At 71.8% G+C, this 16,588-nt stretch carries 15 protein-coding genes; 14 read left to right on the top strand and 1 reads right to left on the bottom strand.

Going from position 1 to position 16,588, the window contains the following annotated elements; genetic code table 11:
• The first annotated feature begins 43 nt into the window (after positions 1 to 43).
• The 14 genes from IE247_RS25005 (at position 44) to IE247_RS24940 (ending at position 15,001) form a co-directional block, all read left to right on the top strand.
• Positions 44 to 262 (top strand): MbtH family protein, encoded by a 219-nt coding sequence (locus IE247_RS25005; protein ID WP_190125514.1) that lies wholly within the window; start codon positions 44 to 46, stop codon positions 260 to 262.
• 39 nt (positions 263 to 301) lie between these two features.
• Entirely contained in the window at positions 302 to 1,345 is a 1,044-nt protein-coding gene (locus IE247_RS25000) for a TauD/TfdA family dioxygenase (protein WP_190125513.1), read from the top strand.
• Positions 1,342 to 2,385, top strand: a complete 1,044-nt coding sequence (locus tag IE247_RS24995) for an ABC transporter ATP-binding protein (RefSeq protein WP_190125512.1) — start codon at positions 1,342 to 1,344, stop codon at positions 2,383 to 2,385. The genes IE247_RS25000 and IE247_RS24995 overlap by 4 nt, the downstream gene beginning before the upstream one ends.
• Positions 2,382 to 3,155, top strand: coding sequence for an ABC transporter permease (locus IE247_RS24990; RefSeq protein ID WP_190125511.1), 774 nt, complete (start codon positions 2,382 to 2,384; stop codon positions 3,153 to 3,155). The genes IE247_RS24995 and IE247_RS24990 overlap by 4 nt, the downstream gene beginning before the upstream one ends.
• 91 nt (positions 3,156 to 3,246) lie before the next feature.
• The gene (locus IE247_RS24985; protein WP_190125510.1) at positions 3,247 to 4,242 is read left to right on the top strand and encodes a class I SAM-dependent methyltransferase; all 996 of its coding nucleotides are present in this window, start codon (positions 3,247 to 3,249) and stop codon (positions 4,240 to 4,242) included.
• A 43-nt stretch (positions 4,243 to 4,285) separates the two neighbouring features.
• Complete coding sequence (locus IE247_RS24980) at positions 4,286 to 5,461, top strand: hypothetical protein (protein ID WP_190125509.1); 1,176 nt, start codon at positions 4,286 to 4,288, stop codon at positions 5,459 to 5,461.
• Positions 5,458 to 6,183 (top strand): DUF6182 family protein, encoded by a 726-nt coding sequence (locus tag IE247_RS24975; protein ID WP_190125508.1) that lies wholly within the window; start codon positions 5,458 to 5,460, stop codon positions 6,181 to 6,183. The genes IE247_RS24980 and IE247_RS24975 overlap by 4 nt, the downstream gene beginning before the upstream one ends.
• 1 nt (position 6,184) lies before the next feature.
• Positions 6,185 to 7,864, top strand: coding sequence for a GH3 family acyl-acid amido synthetase (locus IE247_RS24970; protein ID WP_190125507.1), 1,680 nt, complete (start codon positions 6,185 to 6,187; stop codon positions 7,862 to 7,864).
• On the top strand, positions 7,861 to 10,203 hold the full coding sequence (locus IE247_RS24965; RefSeq protein WP_190125506.1) for a hydroxymethylglutaryl-coenzyme A reductase family protein: 2,343 nt from the start codon (positions 7,861 to 7,863) through the stop codon (positions 10,201 to 10,203). The genes IE247_RS24970 and IE247_RS24965 overlap by 4 nt, the downstream gene beginning before the upstream one ends.
• Positions 10,196 to 11,032: a hypothetical protein gene (locus IE247_RS24960; RefSeq protein WP_190125505.1), complete on the top strand. Its 837-nt coding sequence runs from the start codon at positions 10,196 to 10,198 to the stop codon at positions 11,030 to 11,032. Before IE247_RS24965 ends, IE247_RS24960 begins: the two co-directional genes overlap by 8 nt.
• 26 nt (positions 11,033 to 11,058) lie before the next feature.
• Positions 11,059 to 11,865, top strand: a complete 807-nt coding sequence (locus IE247_RS35155) for a NaeI family type II restriction endonuclease (RefSeq protein ID WP_506005040.1) — start codon at positions 11,059 to 11,061, stop codon at positions 11,863 to 11,865.
• Positions 11,866 to 12,006: 141 nt separating this feature from the next.
• Positions 12,007 to 12,957, top strand: coding sequence for a 2-hydroxyacid dehydrogenase (locus IE247_RS24950; protein ID WP_190125504.1), 951 nt, complete (start codon positions 12,007 to 12,009; stop codon positions 12,955 to 12,957).
• An 89-nt stretch (positions 12,958 to 13,046) separates the two neighbouring features.
• Positions 13,047 to 14,234 (top strand): acyl-CoA dehydrogenase family protein, encoded by a 1,188-nt coding sequence (locus tag IE247_RS24945; protein ID WP_190125503.1) that lies wholly within the window; start codon positions 13,047 to 13,049, stop codon positions 14,232 to 14,234.
• A 14-nt stretch (positions 14,235 to 14,248) separates the two neighbouring features.
• On the top strand, positions 14,249 to 15,001 hold the full coding sequence (locus IE247_RS24940; RefSeq protein ID WP_190125502.1) for an SDR family oxidoreductase: 753 nt from the start codon (positions 14,249 to 14,251) through the stop codon (positions 14,999 to 15,001).
• An 18-nt stretch (positions 15,002 to 15,019) separates the two neighbouring features.
• Here IE247_RS24940 and IE247_RS24935 read toward each other — a convergent pair whose 3' ends face one another.
• Positions 15,020 to 16,270, bottom strand: a complete 1,251-nt coding sequence (locus IE247_RS24935) for a cytochrome P450 family protein (RefSeq protein WP_190125501.1) — start codon at positions 16,268 to 16,270, stop codon at positions 15,020 to 15,022.
• Positions 16,271 to 16,588 lie beyond the last annotated feature (318 nt).

Below are 16,588 nucleotides of genomic sequence, written 5' to 3'. Positions count from 1 at the left end.
GCGACCACCGCCGTAAAAACCGAAGAAGGAAGGAAGCCCACCCATGACCAATCCCTTCGAGGACCCCGACGGCACCTATCTGGTGCTCGTCAACGACGAGGGCCAGTACTCGCTGTGGCCGTCCTTCGTGGAGGTCCCGGCCGGATGGCGGATCGCCCATGGCGAGGACTCCCGGGAGGCCTGCCTCGCCCACATCGAGGAGCACTGGACCGACATGCGCCCGAAGAGCCTCGCCGACGCCATGGACGGCGCGGACTCCTGATCCGCCGACGACCGCGTACCAGATCCTGAGGAGGACGGTTTGCCGACGTACCACGAGCCCTTCATCGGCGGTGCCGAGGAGGTGACGCTCGAACTGACGGAGCAGGAGACGGCGCAGTTCCGGAAGGCCGCCGCCGAGCTGGCCGACGGGCTGCCGCGCACGGGCCCGCTGAGCCCGGCGCTGCTCGACGACCCCGACCTGCTCATGGACGTCGAGCTGGCGGCACGCTGGCTCCCGCCCCGGCTGGCCAGGGTGCTCAGCCGGTTCCGGAGAGCCGGCAACCCGTACGGCACGCTGATCGTGCGGAACGCGCCGATCGACGACGATCTGCCCCCGACGCCCGCCGACGGCGCCGTCACGGACTGGTCGCGGCTCCCGCTGGCGACCCTGGCCCAGCTCGCCGCGGTGTCCTGGCTCGGCGATGTCATCGCCTACGCGGACGAGAAGTCGGGCCACCTCGTCCAGGACATCGTCCCGGTGAGGGGCGCCGAGCGGCGGCAGGAGAACAGCGGCAGCGTGATGCTCGAACTGCACACCGAGGACGGCTTCCACCCCTTCAAGCCGGACTTCATCACCCTGCTGTGTCTGCGCGCCGACCATGAGCGCCGGGCGGTCACCACCTCAGGCGCGATCACACGGGCGCTGCCCCGGCTGTCCGCCGGGTGTGTCTCGGTGCTGCGCAGGCCGCTGTTCCGGATCCGCCACAGCAGCTCGTTCGGCCGGGCCGGCGGGGACGCCGTCTCGCCCCCGCTGCCCGTCCTGTCCGGGCCGGACTCCGAGCCGGAGCTGATCGCCGATTTCCACGCGATGGAACCGGCGGGCGACACCGCGGCACGGGCGTTCGGCGAACTGCACGGCGCCATGTCCGCGGTGCTGGTGGGCGCCGTGCTGGAAGCGGGCGACCTGATGATCGTGGACAACCGTGCCGCCGTGCACGGCCGCACCGGCTTCCAGCCGCGCTACGACGGCGGCGACCGGTGGCTCCGGCGCTGTTTCGCGGTCGCCGACCTCCGCCCGTCCCGAGGTGTCCGCGCGGCGGGCTCCCAGGTCTGCCCGCCTCTCCCGCCCGGAGGCAGGCCATGACCGCCGGCCCGTCCGCCCCGGCCGCGGAGAACACCGGACCCCCGGCGCCGGAAGGCTCCCCGGAACAGGCCGTGTCCGCCGTGTCCGCCGTGCCCGCGGTCTCCCCGGTGCTCGACGTGAGGGAGCTGCGCAAGTCCTACGGCGATCTGACGGCGCTCGACGGTGTCGATCTGAGGGTCGCCGCCGGGGAGATCGTGTCCCTGCTCGGGCCGAACGGCGCGGGCAAGTCCACGTTCGTGTCGATCGTGGCCGGACTGCGCCGGGCGGACTCCGGCTCGGTCGAGGTCGCCGGTGTCGACGCGGCGGCGGATCCCGGGGCGGCACGGCGGATGACCGGTCTGGTGCCGCAGGACCTGGGTGTGTACCCGCCGCTGAGCACGCGCCGTAATCTGCGGCTCTTCGGCGAACTGGCCGGTCTGCGCGGCCGGGAGCTGGGCGCGCGCATCGGCGAGGTGTCGCGGGCCCTGTCCATCGAGACCCTGCTGGACCGGCCGGTGGGCGAGCTGTCGGGCGGTCAGAAGCGGCGGGCGCACACCGCGATGGCGCTGCTGCACCGGCCGAGACTGCTGCTGCTCGACGAGGTGACCGCGGGCGCGGACATCGAGAGCCGGGCCCGCCTTCTCGACGTCGTACGCGAACTGGCGGCCGACGGCTCGGCGGTCGTCTACTCCACCCACTATCTCCAGGAGGTGGAGACGCTCGGGGCTTCGGTCGCCCTCCTCGAAGCCGGGACCGTCATCGCCCGAGGATCCGTCCGGGAGCTGGTGGCGGGACACTCCACCCCCACGGTGGAGTTCCGGTTCGCCGGGCCCGCGCCCCTCGCGGCGGACGGGCGGGGCCACGAGGGCTTCGCCGAACGCGACGGCGGTGTGCTGCGCGTCACGACACGGGACCCGGCCGCCACGATCGCCACGACGGTCCTCGCCCTGGGCGAGGACGCCGGGCGGCTGCGCGGGGTGGAGATCGTGGAGCCCAGTCTGGAGACCGTCTACCTCGCCCTGACCGGACGCCGCTACGCCTCCGGCGAGACGCTCTCATGAGGGGCCTCGGCGGCGCGGTGATCATGCGCCACGAACTGAGGATCATCGGCACCATGCCCGGCTCGACCCTGCTCGGGATCCTGCTGCCGATCGTGCTCGCCGCGCTCACACAGGGCCTCTTCGCGGCAGCCGTGCCGACCACCAGCGCCGACGGTACGGGCGGGGCCGAGCTCGCCGTCCCGGGCATGGCGGTGGCCTTCGCCGCGCTCGGCGTCGGGCGGCCGGGGTTCGCGTTCTTCCGCGACCATGCCTGGGGCACCTGGGACCGGCTCAGGGCCAGCCCCGCGTCGACACTGGACATCGTCGTGGGCAAGGTGGCGCCCTGGGTGATCATGTCCCTGGTTCAGATGCTCGGCCTGTTCGCCGTCGCGGTGCCCCTGCTCGGCTTCCGGGTCTCCGGCTCCTGGCCCGCCCTGGTCCTGGTGCTGCTGGCGACCGCGCTGTGCCTGAGCGTCTTCGGCGCGCTGCTGGCCGCCGTCTCCCGTACGTCCCAGCAGCTCAACTCGGTCAGCGGGCTCTGCGGGCTCGTACTCGCGGCGCTCGGCGGCGCACTCGTCCCGCTGCCGGCCCTGCCGAACTGGGTGAGTTCCGTCGCACCGGCCCTGCCCACCCACTGGGCCGTGCGCGGGCTGCACATGGTCGTACTGGAGCGGGGCGGCCTGGCCGATGCGGCCGTTCCGCTCGGCGCGCTGCTCGGCTTCACCGCCGTGTTCGCGGCCTTGACCACGCTCCGGTTCCGATCCGCCGAGAGCAAGATCTATTGGGGGTGAGGAGGGCGAGGGGACGAAGAGAGTGATCCGGTTCCGAGAAAGGCGCGCGATTCACACCGACCGGCTCGACAGAACTCTGGGAGATCGAATGATGGGGACGGACGTTGGTGCTCAGGCCCGGGCGTTGGCCGCGCTGCACCCGGAGATCCATGCCAGCCTCGACATGGACCGAGTGGAGGAGCAAAGGCGCCGAGCCGCGCGACCCAGTGCCCACACCGACGATTTCGGAGACTCCGGCAGCGGTGGCCGCGGCGAGAGCTATGTCGTGGCCCAGCGTTCGACCGCGACCCGGGCCCGGGGAATCAGCCAACTGGTCGACATCGTCACGGGAAACAGCGCCGCGGAATCCCGCGTCCTGGTCGATCTGCTGGGCGGCGACGGACTCGTGAGTCGCGTCGTCGCACGGGAGGGGCGCGAGGACGTCGTCATAGCCACCTGCGACGCCTCCCCTTTCATGGTGGAACAGGCCTGGGCACAGGGGATTCCGGCGCTGCGGCAGCGCGCCGAGTCGATGCTCTTCCGCGACGCGTCGGTCGGCGGTGTGCTGCTCGCCTACGGCAGCCACCACATTCCGCCGACGGAGCGGAGCACCGTGGCCGAGGAGGCGTTCCGCGTCCTGGAACCCGGTGGAGTCTTCGTCCTCCACGATTTCCTGGTCGGTTCACCGGTGGAATCGTGGTTCAAGAAAGTGGTCGACGTCTACGCGACCACCGGCCACGACTACCCGCACTTCGCATGGGACGAAGCCGATCGCATTCTGAGGTCGGCCGGATTCGAGAAGGTGTTCCTCACGCTCATGGACGACTCCTTCCTGGTCTCCGGCCCGACGAGGCAGCACGCGGAACGCGAACTGGGCCGATATCTGGCCGACATGTACGGACTGGAGAAGCTCTACTGCGAATTCGGCGCGGACGAGGCGCATCGCCGCACCTTCGAAATGGCCCGCGCCGTCTTCCGCTTCGAGGACGCCGCAGGCGTATTCCGCGAGGCGCGGGCGGCTTTCGACGAGGACAGCGCCACATGGTCGGTGACGATGCCCCGGGAGGCGCTCGTGGCCTTCGGACGCAAACCCCTGTGCCCGTCGTAGCCCGATCGTGCCGGAAACCGCCGTCTCTGGAGGAGAGCACCCCATGTCCCCCGACCCACCGCCACCGACGCCGTTACGGAGAACTCCGCCGACCGACACCGCGAGCACCCCCGAACTCGTGGTGGCACCGGTCACGATCACACCGACGAAACCTCTGACACCGACCCATGTCAAAGGCCTGCTCTGGACCGACATACTGGTCAAGGCCACCGCCCGGAGCACCCCGGTGCGGCTGGTCCGCAACAACCGGGCGGCCAGCATCACCACCCAGTCGACGGCCTTCTGGCACTATCTCGACCTCACCGAGCCGGACACCGACTGGAGCGGCGAATCGGACACCCGGATCGGCGAGCGGTACATCCGCTTCCACGCGGAGCGCCGGGAGCCCGACCGCCGGGCGATCGGCGACTATCTGTCCCGTGCCGACGACGGCTGGATCCACCCCGCCGGACGGCGCACGCTGAGCCTCTGGCGCACCCAGCTCGATCTGCTGGGCGTCGACACCGAGGGCCTCACCGACGACCGCCCGCTGGCCCTCCCGGCGAGGACGGCGGTCGAGGCGCTGGCCGGGCGGGGACTGCTGATCGACCACCGGCGCTTCGGCGGCCCCGTCCACCTCGACGGCACCCGCTGGGGCATACCGCTGCGGCAGCTGATCGACAGCGACGGACACCCCAACTACCTGCTGCCCATCCTGCGCGACCTGATCCCCATGATCCGCCCCGGCCGGACCTTCCTCCTCGTCTTCGACGACGGGCTCGCCGCCGACTATCTGCTGCTGGAACGGGTGCTGTCCGAGTTCGGGGCACGGGTGGCCCGGCTGGCACTCAGCCGGGTGCCCATCGACGGCGGCGCGCGCTCCAGCAGATACGGCGGCTGGCACGGGACGACGCTCGCCGACCTCTCCAGCGCCCCCGGCACCGCCTCCAGGGCCGCGTACCGGCTCGGGATGCGGCTGTACTTCACCGGAACACTCCACCGGCGCTCGGCCCAGCCGTTCCGGATGCGGCTGCTGCGCCGCTGTGTGGGACACGCCGCCCGGCTGCTCGACCAGCCGGCCGCCGACAGCGACGGCGCGGCCGGACACCGGCTCGCACGGACACTCTCCCGGCTGCGCGCCCAGCAGGGCTATGTCGACCCGTACCGGCTGACGACGGCGTACGTACGGGGCAAACCTCCCGCCCCACTGACCCCCGCGCTCCGGGCGATCTACCCATGAACCGGACACCGCCCGCCCGGCCGACCGGCGCCGAACTGCTGGCCGCCGCGGCCCGGGCCCGTCTGGAAGCGGCCCGCGAAGGACTGGGCACGGGACCGGTGTACTGGGGACTGGGCGTCGCCGTGGTGGTGGGCGACCTCGATCCGACCTCCTTCGCGGGCGGCGTCGTGGACTTCACCCGGACGATCCCCCCGGAGCTGCGCGACGGCTGGTACCGCACCTTCACCAGGACGGTGTTCCTCGCCGGCGACCCCGCCGGCGCCGCCGCCCGGCATCCGCCCCGGCACACCACCGCCCAAGGGGACCTCGCCTGGTACGGCCCCGCCCGGCGAGGAGCGCTCGGACCGCTCTCACGCCTGCTGCGCGCCTTCCAGGGACCGGCGCCGATCGAGACCCCGGCCGGGCCGCTGACCGTCACCGTCCCGGGAACACCCTCGGGGCACACCATCGACGCGACGGTGGCGACCGGCGGAGTCACCACCGGCGAGTACCTGGTGCATGTACACCATCTGATCGCCGAGGCGACGCTGCGCGAGCTGATCGGGCCCGGCGACACCCTCCGGCTGAACCACCGGGAAACCCTCCACGCCGAGGAGTTCCGCGGCGTCCTCGACCCCCTCCGCGCCGGCTCGGTCCAGGCGCGGATCACCCGCGACGGCTCCGACGGAGACCGTCTGCGCCTGTACGGCGTGCTGACATCGAACCGTCAAGGAGGCCACTGACATGCGGGCCGAACGAATACGGGCGGAGCACCGCAGACTGCTGGACAGCCTGAACCGCCCCGACGAGGTACAACACGAGCTGCTCGCCCGGATCCTGGAACAGAACGCGGACACGTCATTCGGCAGGGAACACGGACTCTCCGCGGTGCGCACCATCGGCGAACTGCGCCGGGCCGTCCCGATCCGCACCCATGAGTCGCTGATGCCATGGATCGAGCGGGCGATGCGGGGCGAGCCGAAGGTACTGACCGACGACGACCCGGTCGTCTACTTCTCCTCCAGCGGAACCACCGGCAAGGAGAAACACATCCCGGTCACCCGCTCCTACATGCGGCACACCTTCCTCCCCTTCTACTACGCCGCTTTCGCTCCGCTGCTGCACACCCTGCCCCAGGTGCTCGCCGAGCCCCACCGGGTGCTGAACCTGTGGCAGGACCCGACCGCGCCGATCGCCCGGACCCCGGAGGGACAGCCGCACATCGGCGCCAGCCAGGTCGACTACCGCCGCTTCGGGGAGGACTCCGCCATCGGGCCGGGCAACGACGCCCCCTGGAGCCGCATACCCGAGCGGCTGGCCGGGGCCAACCCCTGGGACCGCAGCTACCACAAGCTGCGCCTCGCGGCCGAGCAGGACATCCAACTGCTCATCGGGGTCAACCCGGCCATGGTCGCCGGGCTGCCCTACCAACTGTCCCAGCTGTGGCCCCGGATCGCCCAGGACATCAGGGCCGGAACCCTCGGCGGCCTCCCGCACACGAAACCGAACCCCGAGCGCGCCGACGAGATCGAGCGGTACGCCAGGACCTTCGGCACGGTCCATCCGCACCATCTGTGGCCGCGCCTGGCCGCCGTCCACGTCTGGAACAGCGCCCTCGCCTCCCTCTACCTCCCCCGGGTGAGGGAACTGTACGGCCCGGGCGTCCAGCTCTTCTCCGCCCCGATCGCGTCCTGCGAGGGCCCCGCCGCGGTACCGGTCGACCGGCACCCCACCGGCGCACCGCTCTATCTGCCCGGGTGTCTGTACGAATTCGTCCCGGCCGAACGCCCGATCACCGCCGACAGCCAGGCGCTGTCGGCCACCGAGATCGAGGAGAACCGCGACTACCACCTGGTGTTCAGCCACATCGGCGGCATGTACCGGTGCGCCGTGACCGATGTGGTCCGGGTCGTCGGCCGCGTCGGCCGCACACCACGCGTCGAGTACGCCGGACGGAACACCGTCCGGTCCGCCGCGGGGGAGAGCCTGACCGAGGCCGCGGCCGTCCGCGCCCTGCGCGACGCCTGCCACGACACCGGCGCCGAGATCCGCAACGCCACCTACCGTCTGGACTCCGACGGAAGCGGCGAGGGCGGGCGCTACCAGGTCGCCGTGGCGTTCGCGGGCACGCCGGTGCCGGTGCTCGCCGCCGCCCTGGACGAACGGCTGTCCCAGCAGTCGCACGGCTACCGGGCAGGCCGGCGGGCCGGGCTGATCGAACCGGTGGAGGTGATCACTGTCCACCGGGACGCCTTCCAGCGGGAGTGGGAGCACGCCGTACGCGCCGGGCAGCGTCCGCCCCGGGTCAAGGACCGGGTCTTCCTGCCCGGCGAGGAGGCGTGGGCGAGGATCACGGCCGCCGTGACCGCCGTGACCGCCGTGACCACTGTGTCCGCCGTGGCGCACGAGGGCGGCTCCGTATGACCGAGACCGTCCCCGGCCGGGGACAGTACTCCGAGGACGCCCGCCGACAGCGGCTGGACTGGCTGCGCGAACAGAGCGGAGCCGATCTGCCGTCGCTGCGGACCACCGGTCTGAACGCGCGGAACCTGGTCGGCAATGTGGAGAACTTCATCGGCTCCGTCGAAGTGCCCGTGGGCATCGCGGGCCCCCTGCTGTTCACGGGGGACGCGGCACGCGGAAGCATCGTGGCCCCCCTCGCCACCACCGAGGGCGCGCTCGTCGCCTCGGCCTCACGCGGCGCGCGAGCCCTCACCGCTTCCGGCGGGGTGACGACGGCGGTCCTGTCGCAGAAGATGACCCGGGCGCCCGCGTTCGAGTTCGACGACATCACCGCCGCACGGCGGTTCACCACCTGGCTGCACGGCCAGCGCGGCCGGCTGGAGGAGCAGGTACGGCTGGTGTCCCGGTACACCCGGCTGATCGATGTCGACCCGCACCAGATCGGCCGCCATCTCCATGTGCGCTTCGTCTTCGAGACCGAGGACGCGGCCGGGCAGAACATGACCACGGCGGCGACCTGGCAGATCTGCCGCTGGCTGACCGACCGGCCCGGCGCCGACGAGACTCCCCGCCCCCGGCACATACTGCTGGAGGGCAATCTCAGCGGAGACAAGAAGGCGACCGCCGGAGGCATCCTGATCGGCCGCGGAACCCGGGTGACCGCCGAGTGCCGACTGCGCCGGGACGTCGTGGCCGCAGTGCTCAAGACCACTCCCGAGGCCCTCCTCAAAGGCCATGCCGCAGCGCTCCTCGGAGCACAGCAGATCGGCATGACCGGGCACGGCGTCAACGCGGCGAACATCGTGGCGGCCCTGTTCCTGGCGACCGGCCAGGACGTCGCCTGCGTCCACGAGTCAGGAGTCTCCATCTTCTCGATGGAGGCGGACGGCGACGATCTGATCGCCACGATCCTGCTCCCCAATCTGATCGTGGGCACCGTCGGCGGCGGCACGGCTCTGCCGCACCAGCGCGATCTGCTCTCCGCCCTCGGCTGCGCCGGCGCGGGCGGTGTCCGCCGATTCGCCGAGATCGTCGCCGGCTTCGCCCTCGCCCTCGACGTGTCCACCCTGGCCGCCCTGGCCGGCGGTCAGTTCGCCCAGGCGCACCAGCGACTCGGCCGCGCCCGGCGCGTCGACTGGCTGCGGCCCGGCGACCTGGACGCGGCACTGCTCCAACCACTGCTCGCGCGCGGCCTCGGCGATCCCCGGCTCCATGTCACCTCGGTCGCCCCGGCCCCACAGCTGTACGGCGACGGAATCTCCGGCGAACTCGGCGCGCTGGGCGAACACCGCAAGCTGACCGGAGTCTTCCCGCTGACGGTGGACTGGACCGACGGCAGCGGATCCCCGGCCACGGCGGAGCTGGTGGCGAAGGTCAAAGCACGCGGCGAGGAGATCGTCGCCGGCATCGCGCGACTGCTCTCCCTCTGCGGCCCGGACGCGGCCCGGGCCTGGCGGCGCTGGGGCGGTGACACCGAGTTCGCCGACGCCCACCGCCGTGAGCTGTCGGTGTACCGGCGTACCGAACACGCTCTGACAGCGCTGCTTCCACGCTGCTACGGCCTTCTGGACGACGACGAACGCGAGGCCCACATCATCCTGATGGAACGCTTCCGGGACGACGGCGGCCACTGGACCCACGACCGGATCCGCGCCGCGCTGCGCGCCATCGCCCCGGTCCACGGACACTGGCTCGGACGGGACCGCGAACTGCTCGCCGAGGGCTGGCTGCACCGCGTACCGGGCACGGCCCATCCCGCCGAGACCCGGGAGCTGTGGGAGGCACTGGTCCGCCAGGCCGCGGCCGATCAGCCGGAACTCCTCGACGCCACCCGCCGCGACATCCTCCTCGGCATCATCGAGGACTCCGGCGTCTGGACACAGGAGTCGAAGCCCCTGCCCCGCACCCTGGTCCACAACGACTTCAACCCGCGCAACATCGCGGTGACGGACGGCCGGACGATCGCGTACGACTGGGAACTCGCCACGGTCGGCGTGCCACAGCGCGACGTCGTGGAACTGCTGGCGTTCACCGCCGGTCCCGACGCCACGGCGGCCGAGGTGGACGAATTCCTCGCCGTGCACACGGAAGCGGTGGCCGCGGTCTCACCCCGGGCTGCGGCGCTGGTCGCCGGATGCGACTGGCGTCACGGCTACCGGTTCGCACTGCGACAGTTCCTGATCACCCGCCTGGCGCTCTACGCGGTCGGCCACAGCCAGCGCGAATTCGCCTTCCTCCCACCGCTGACGCGGACCGCCTTCCGCCTGTGGCACCTGGAACAGTCACGGGACGGTGAGTGAGATGCGGGCGGCCCTCGTCGGCGTCGACGGCTCCGGCAAGACCACGGCCGTGCACCGCGTCCGGGAACGGAAAGGCGTCACAACCCTTCACACCATCCCGACCGGGACCGATCCCCGGACTCCCTTCCCCGCCCTCTCCCCGGCACTGGCCGAGGCCTCCGCCGCGGCGGACGCGCTGGGCGGAATCCAGCTCAAGGTCGCCGTCCTCTACCTCCAGCTGTCCCTGTACGGCCCGGCGGAATCCCGGGCGGCGACCCCGAGCGGAATCCTGCTCGCCGACCGCCACCCACTCATCGACCCACTCGTCTATCTGCCGCTGTTCGCGCACATCGAGAGGGACGACGACGGCAGCGCCCAGGTGTCGGCCTGGTGGCGGAAGCAGCGCCCGGAAGCCGCGCGCCTGGTGCGCGACTGGCTCCGTACCTGCACCGGCGACGACGATCCCTGGTCACTCGGCACCGAGATGCTCCGGCTGGGAACCAGGGAGCCGCAAGAGATACTCGACCGGCTGACGGAGCGGCTCGGCGTCACGGCACCGGACGCCGTACTGTGGCTCGACCTGCCCGTGGCACAGGCGCTGCACCGCACCCGGGAACGCCCCCGCCACGGCGAGATGCACGAGACCACGGCCTTCCTCTCGGCGGCGCGGCTGCACTACGCCGAGGTTCTGGAGTGGCTGTCCGAGACCCGGCCGCAGCTCACCGTGCGCCGTATCGACTGCGCCGACCGGTCGGTGGACGAGGTGACCGAGGAGGTGTGGAGCGCGCTCGAAACATTCACCGGCCCCGTCGGACGCGGCGAAGGTCTTCCGTTGATCCACAACTCTTGACAATTGAGCCACTGTGTTATCAGTGAGTGGTCAAGAATGGTAGCTGGAAAGAGAAAGCAGGTCAGAGGCTATATCGGAACGAGCTGCTCCACCTGGACCTCAGTCCGTCGGCTCTGGTGCTGCGCAGCGACGGACGGGTGGTCCTCACCGATCCAGGCCTGGGCATCCATGGCCTGCCGGGCAGCGGCAGTGGCGAGTACCTGAACGGGTTCCTCGATTCGTCCGGCCCGCTGCCCGCTTGCCGCTCGCTTGAGCAACTCTCCGGTCTGGTGGTTGATCACCGGAGCGACCTGTACTCCCTCGGCTGCCTGCTCCACGAGATGGCCACCGGTGCCGCGCCCGACGCCCGTGCCCTGCGTAACGCCTGGGTGCATGGGGCGTGTCCTCCGGGACGCCATCGACCGGGCGCTCGACGGCCTTCGGACCGGCCGCTACGACTGGGAGCCCCTTTCAAGACGGAAAAGGTGCACTTCGGGACCCAGGTGGAGATCGCCATCCAGCGTGAGTTCGGGTTCCGGGACGGAACCGACATGGACTACCGGATCGCCGGGGTGGACGTGGACTGCAAGTATTCGCAGCAGTTCGGCGGCTGGACGATCCCACCCGAAGCGCGTGGACACTTGTGCCTGTTGGTCTGGGCGGACGACTACACGAGCCGCTGGAGTGTCGGCCTGCTGCGGGTCAGGAAGGAATGGCTCAATCTGTGCACGGAAGTGACAAGCCCGTCGCCGAGATCGGCGGCGAACTGTGGTCCCAGGCCTCCCCGGGAGACCCTGTGGTTGCCGCGCCAGTACTTCCCATGTCTGCGGCCGAGGGCAGGCCATGAGCACTGACACGCGACCAGGACCGGCATCAGGCGACCGCGTCCTGCTGGGGCTGTCTGCCCGAGGCCGCGCGGGGATACGCTGAGCCGTCGGCGCACAGCCGAGTGCGCCGGCGCACAACCCGTACCCCGAACGGCAAGGTTGAACACTGTGCCCTTCGACGCGCCCCCGGACGCCCGGCAGGTCTGGCTCCCCACCGAGTTCACCAGCCTCACCGGTCTGCCCGGCGGACTGCGCTACGCCCACTGGGACGGTCGGTCGCCGTTCCCGTCGGACCCGGCGGCCGTGGAGTTCTACGTACCGCCCCTCGTCCAGAACCTTGACGTCATCGGCGGACCGCTCGCCAGGATGACGCGCCTCAAAGCCGTCCAGGCGCTCAGCTCCGGGACCGACGGGCTGGAGACGCGGCTGCGGCGGCTGCCGGGCCGGGTCGTCCTGTGCAACGCGCGCGGGGTGCACGCCCGCAGTACGGCGGAGCTGGCGCTGACCCTCGTCCTCGCCTCGCTGCGACGGATACCGGAGTTCACCCGCGCCCAGGACCTCGGGGTGTGGCGGCCCGGGGTGTCCCCGTCGCTGCACGGACGATCGGTGCTCGTCGTGGGGTACGGAGAGATCGGCTCGGCCCTGGAGGACCTCCTCACCCCCTTCGGCTGCGCCGTGACGCGTGTCGCGCGCACCGGCCGGGACTCCCCGCGCGGGCCCGTGCATCCCGTGGCCCGGCTGCCCCGGCTCGTCGCGGGCGCGGACATCGTCGTCCTGACCACCGCGCTGACCCCCGAGACCCGTCACTTGTTCGACGCGGAGCTGCTGGCCCGCGCCCGGGACGGAGCGCTGCTGGTGAACGTCGCCAGAGGAGCCGTGGTCGACACGGCCGCCCTGCTCGCGGAGGTGCGCGACGGCAGGCTGACGGCCGCGCTCGATGTGACCGACCCGGAACCGCTGCCGGCCGGTCATCCGCTCCGGGAAGCGCCCGGCGTCCTGATCACTCCGCACGTCGGCGCGCTCACCTCCGCGATGTGGCCGCGTCTCGAAGACCTCGTCCGTCGACAGCTGAATCGTTTCGCCTCGGGCGAGGAGCTGGCCAACACAGTCGCCTACTGACCCCGAAGACCCGAAGACCCGAAGCACACCGAGCCGCCGCCCCGACTGCCTCCGCACCGGGGCGGCACGACGAAAGCGCAGGGACGACTGTGGGCACCGCTCCCCCCGACACCGCCGAGGGCCTCACACCGGTCGAGGCGGCCCGCTCGCTGATCCCGCTCCTCGCCGCGGAGGCGGTCCGCACGGAGGAGCGAAGAGCCCTCACCGAAACCACCGTGACCGCCCTGCGCCGGGCCGGCCTGCTCCGCCTCGGGACCCCCGCGGCGTACGGCGGCCAGGGCGCCGGCGCCCGTACGGCGGTGGACGTGTGCGAGGAACTGGCACGGGGCTGCGCGTCCGCCTCCTGGACCGCGGGCATCGCCTACGGCGGCGCCCTCTTCGCCTCCCAGCTCCCCGACCCCGAGCGCGAGACCCTGTGGCGGGACGACCCGGACACCGTCGTCTGCGGCACCGCCACCCCCTCCGGAACAGCACGGCGCACGGGCGACGGCTGGACCCTGAGCGGCCGTTGGCCCTGGATCTCCGGCATCCGCCACGCGCCCTGGACCCTGCTCGGCTTCGCCCGGCCCGGTACCGGGGGCGAGCCGGAGCGCGACATGGCCGTGGTCCCCACCTCGGCCCTGACCGTCGAGGACACCTGGCACATGGCGGGCATGCGCGGCACCGGCAGTCACACGGCCGTCGCGGACGAGGTGTACGTACCGGACTCCCGCACGATCTCCTTCACCGCCATGGCCGACGGCGTCTACCGGCGACGCCACCCGGGCGAACCCCGGATCACCTTCCATCTCTCCATCAACCTGCCCCTGGTGGCGACGGCCGTCGGCATCGCCGCGGCCTCCCTGGAGAAAGTGCTGGACGCCGCGGCCCGGGGCAGACCGGCACTCTCCCCACTGCACCGGCTGGTCGCCGAGGCCCCCGCCCACCAGCTCAATCTGGCGGACGCCGCGACACTGACCGACACCGCCCGGCTGCATCTGCGCCGCGCCGCCGACGAGATCGACACCCACGCCCGCGCGGGCCACCGCCCCGCGCTCGCCGAGCGGGCCCGGCTGCGCATGGACGCCGCCCACGCCATGCGCTGCGCCCGGGACGCCATGAGCCTGCTGCTGGACACCGCGGGCGCGGGCAGCTTCGCGGACGGCTCGGCCCTGCAACGGGCCTGGCGCGACATCGAGACGGCGTCCCGGCACGCCGCGCTCAGCGTCCAGACCAGCAAGGAGATCTACGGCCGCGCCCTGCTCGGAGCCCCGCTGCCGCCCAACCCGGTCATCTGAGGGGGGAGCCGACGATGACGACGGCCGAACCCCGGGTGGCGCTGATCACCGGCGCGGGACGCGGCATCGGCGCCGCGATCGCCACCCGGCTGCACGAATCGGGCCACCGGGTGGCCCTGCTGGACCGCGACGGCCACGCCGTCACCGGGCTGTCCCACACCCTCGACCCCGGCGGCACGGGCACCGCGCTGCCGCTGCGGGCGGACGTGGACGACACGGACGCCGTCCGCGCCGCGCTGCGCGAGACCGCCGCCACCTGGCACGCGCCCGACATCCTGGTCAACAACGCCGCCCGCACCACCCCCGGCTCGGTCTGGGACATCGAACTCGACGAGTGGGACGCCGTGCTGACGACCAATCTGCGCAGCGTCCTCACCCTGACCCGGCTGTGCGCGCCCGCGATGCGCGACCGCGGCTGGGGCCGGGTGGTCAACCTCTCCTCCCTGGCCGGCCAGCAGGGCGGCACCCTCGCCGGTGCGCACTACTCCGCCGCCAAGGCGGGCGTCCTCGTGCTGACCAAGGTGTTCGCCCGGGAACTGGCGGCGTACGGCGTCACCGTCAACGCGGTCGCCCCGGCCGCCGTCGACACCCCGGCGGTCGTAGGGCTCGGTCCGTCGGTGGTCTCCGAGGCTGCCCGGCACATCCCCGTCGGCCGGATGGGCAGGCCGTCGGAGGTGGCCGGCCTGGTGGCCTATCTGACGAGTGAGGAGGGCGGATACGTCACCGGCGCCACCTTCGACATCAACGGCGGCACCCATATGCGCTGAACAGGTCCCTCGCTTTTGTCAGCCGGAGGGCTCCGTCTCCCGCGGGTGAAGGACGACGGGCAGCTCGCTGTGGCCGTTGGAGATGAAGCTTTCCTTGTGGCGCAGTTCGTCCGGTGGTACGGCGAGGGCGAGGCGGGGGAAGCGTTCGAAGAGGGCGCGCAGGGCGATCTCGGCTTCGAGACGGCCCAGGGAGGCTCCCAGGCACAGGTGCATTCCGTGCCCGAAGGAGAAGTGGGTCTTGTCGCTCCGGGTGGCGTCGAAGTCGTCGGCGGTGGGGCCGTGCAGCTCCGGATGGCGATTGGCGGCGGCGTAGGAGGGCAGGATCGCCTCGCCCCGGCGGATGGTCACACCGTGTTCGGGGAGGGGGATGTCCTCCACGGCGAAGCGCATCGGCAGATGCGCGAGCGGGGCTTCGTGGCGGAGCGATTCCTCGACCACGTCCTTCCAGTCCGCCCGTCCGGCGCGGACGTGGGCGAGTTGCCCGGGGTCGGTGAGGAGCGCGGTGATGGCCTGGTCCAGGAGGTTGACGGTGGTTTCGAAGCCGGCGTTGACCACCAGCAGCAGGGTGTCGCGGAGTTCGGCCTCCGTCAGGGGCTCTCCCTCGCCCTCCGTGTCCCTGGCGGCGATGAGCGCCGAGGTGAGATCCTGCCCGGGCGCGGCGCGCTTGGTGGCGATGAGGTCGGTGAGCAGCGCGTAGAGATCCTGTACCGCGGCGGTCGTCTCCTCGGGGCTGTGGCTGGTGGAGAAGACCACGTCGACGGTACGGCGGAACCGGGGCCGGACGGGTTCCGGAAGGCCGGCGAGATCGCTGATGACCCCGATGGGCAGCGGATAGGCGAAGCGCTCCCGCAGATCCACCGGCTCACCGGGCGGGGTGGCGGCGAGGTCGTCCAGCAGCTCCCCGACGAGCCGCTCGACGACCGGTGCCAGCGCGTTGATCCTGCGGGCGGCGAAGGCCGGGCCGATGGTGCGCCGCAGCCGCCGGTGCTCCTCGCCGTAGGCGGTGAACATGTTCTCCACCGCCACCCAGAGCGCGAGCGGCCAGACCCCGACGATCTCTTCGGGGAAGGCGGGCCAGTGCTGCCGGGCGTCCTTGGAGACCCGGGGATCCAGCAGGAGCCGTCGCAGCAGCACCGGATCGGTGACCGACCACGCCTCCACGCCGAGGACGTCGACTCGGGTGAGGGGGCCGCGCGCGCGGAGTCCGGCGTCCTCGCCATGGCGATCGCCGCCTTGGGGGTCGAGTACGAACACGGGTTCTTGGTCCACGAGATCTCCTCGGAAACAAGGGGCGGACGGACGACGGTGACGACTGTACGGCCGGGAAGCGGCATCGGCCGGGTGTATCGCCGACACCGTTCCGGCGAGGAGGGGGCACCCTGGACGAACCGCGCGTCCTCCAGGAGGATGGTCCATCGATCGCGGTGTCCCACCGCACCGCGGGTCAGTCTCCTCCCGCTCCTCCCGCCCGCTCCTCTCGCTCTCCCTGCTCTCGCTCTCCCCACTCTTCTCTCGCCGACCGCCACGGTGTCCGGCATCGCCCCCGGCCCCCACCCGAGCCGGAACGACGTACCCGTGCCCGTGCCC

The organism is Streptomyces inusitatus (genome assembly GCF_014651115.1).
Lineage (GTDB): Bacteria > Actinomycetota > Actinomycetes > Streptomycetales > Streptomycetaceae > Streptomyces > Streptomyces amakusaensis.
Note: the sequence above shows the minus strand (reverse complement) of the source record. Positions and strands in the feature narration are given on the sequence as shown.

Excerpts from the sequence above, each read along its gene's own strand:
- IE247_RS25005 (WP_190125514.1), top strand. The coding sequence starts at position 44 with ATGACCAATCCCTTCGAGGACCCCGACGGCACCTATCTGGTGCTCGTC.
- IE247_RS24995 (WP_190125512.1), top strand. The coding sequence starts at position 1,342 with ATGACCGCCGGCCCGTCCGCCCCGGCCGCGGAGAACACCGGACCCCCG.
- IE247_RS24990 (WP_190125511.1), top strand. The coding sequence starts at position 2,382 with ATGAGGGGCCTCGGCGGCGCGGTGATCATGCGCCACGAACTGAGGATC.
- IE247_RS24985 (WP_190125510.1), top strand. The coding sequence starts at position 3,247 with ATGGGGACGGACGTTGGTGCTCAGGCCCGGGCGTTGGCCGCGCTGCAC.
- IE247_RS24980 (WP_190125509.1), top strand. The coding sequence starts at position 4,286 with ATGTCCCCCGACCCACCGCCACCGACGCCGTTACGGAGAACTCCGCCG.
- IE247_RS24975 (WP_190125508.1), top strand. The coding sequence starts at position 5,458 with ATGAACCGGACACCGCCCGCCCGGCCGACCGGCGCCGAACTGCTGGCC.
- IE247_RS24970 (WP_190125507.1), top strand. The coding sequence starts at position 6,185 with ATGCGGGCCGAACGAATACGGGCGGAGCACCGCAGACTGCTGGACAGC.
- IE247_RS24965 (WP_190125506.1), top strand. The coding sequence starts at position 7,861 with ATGACCGAGACCGTCCCCGGCCGGGGACAGTACTCCGAGGACGCCCGC.
- IE247_RS24940 (WP_190125502.1), top strand. The coding sequence starts at position 14,249 with ATGACGACGGCCGAACCCCGGGTGGCGCTGATCACCGGCGCGGGACGC.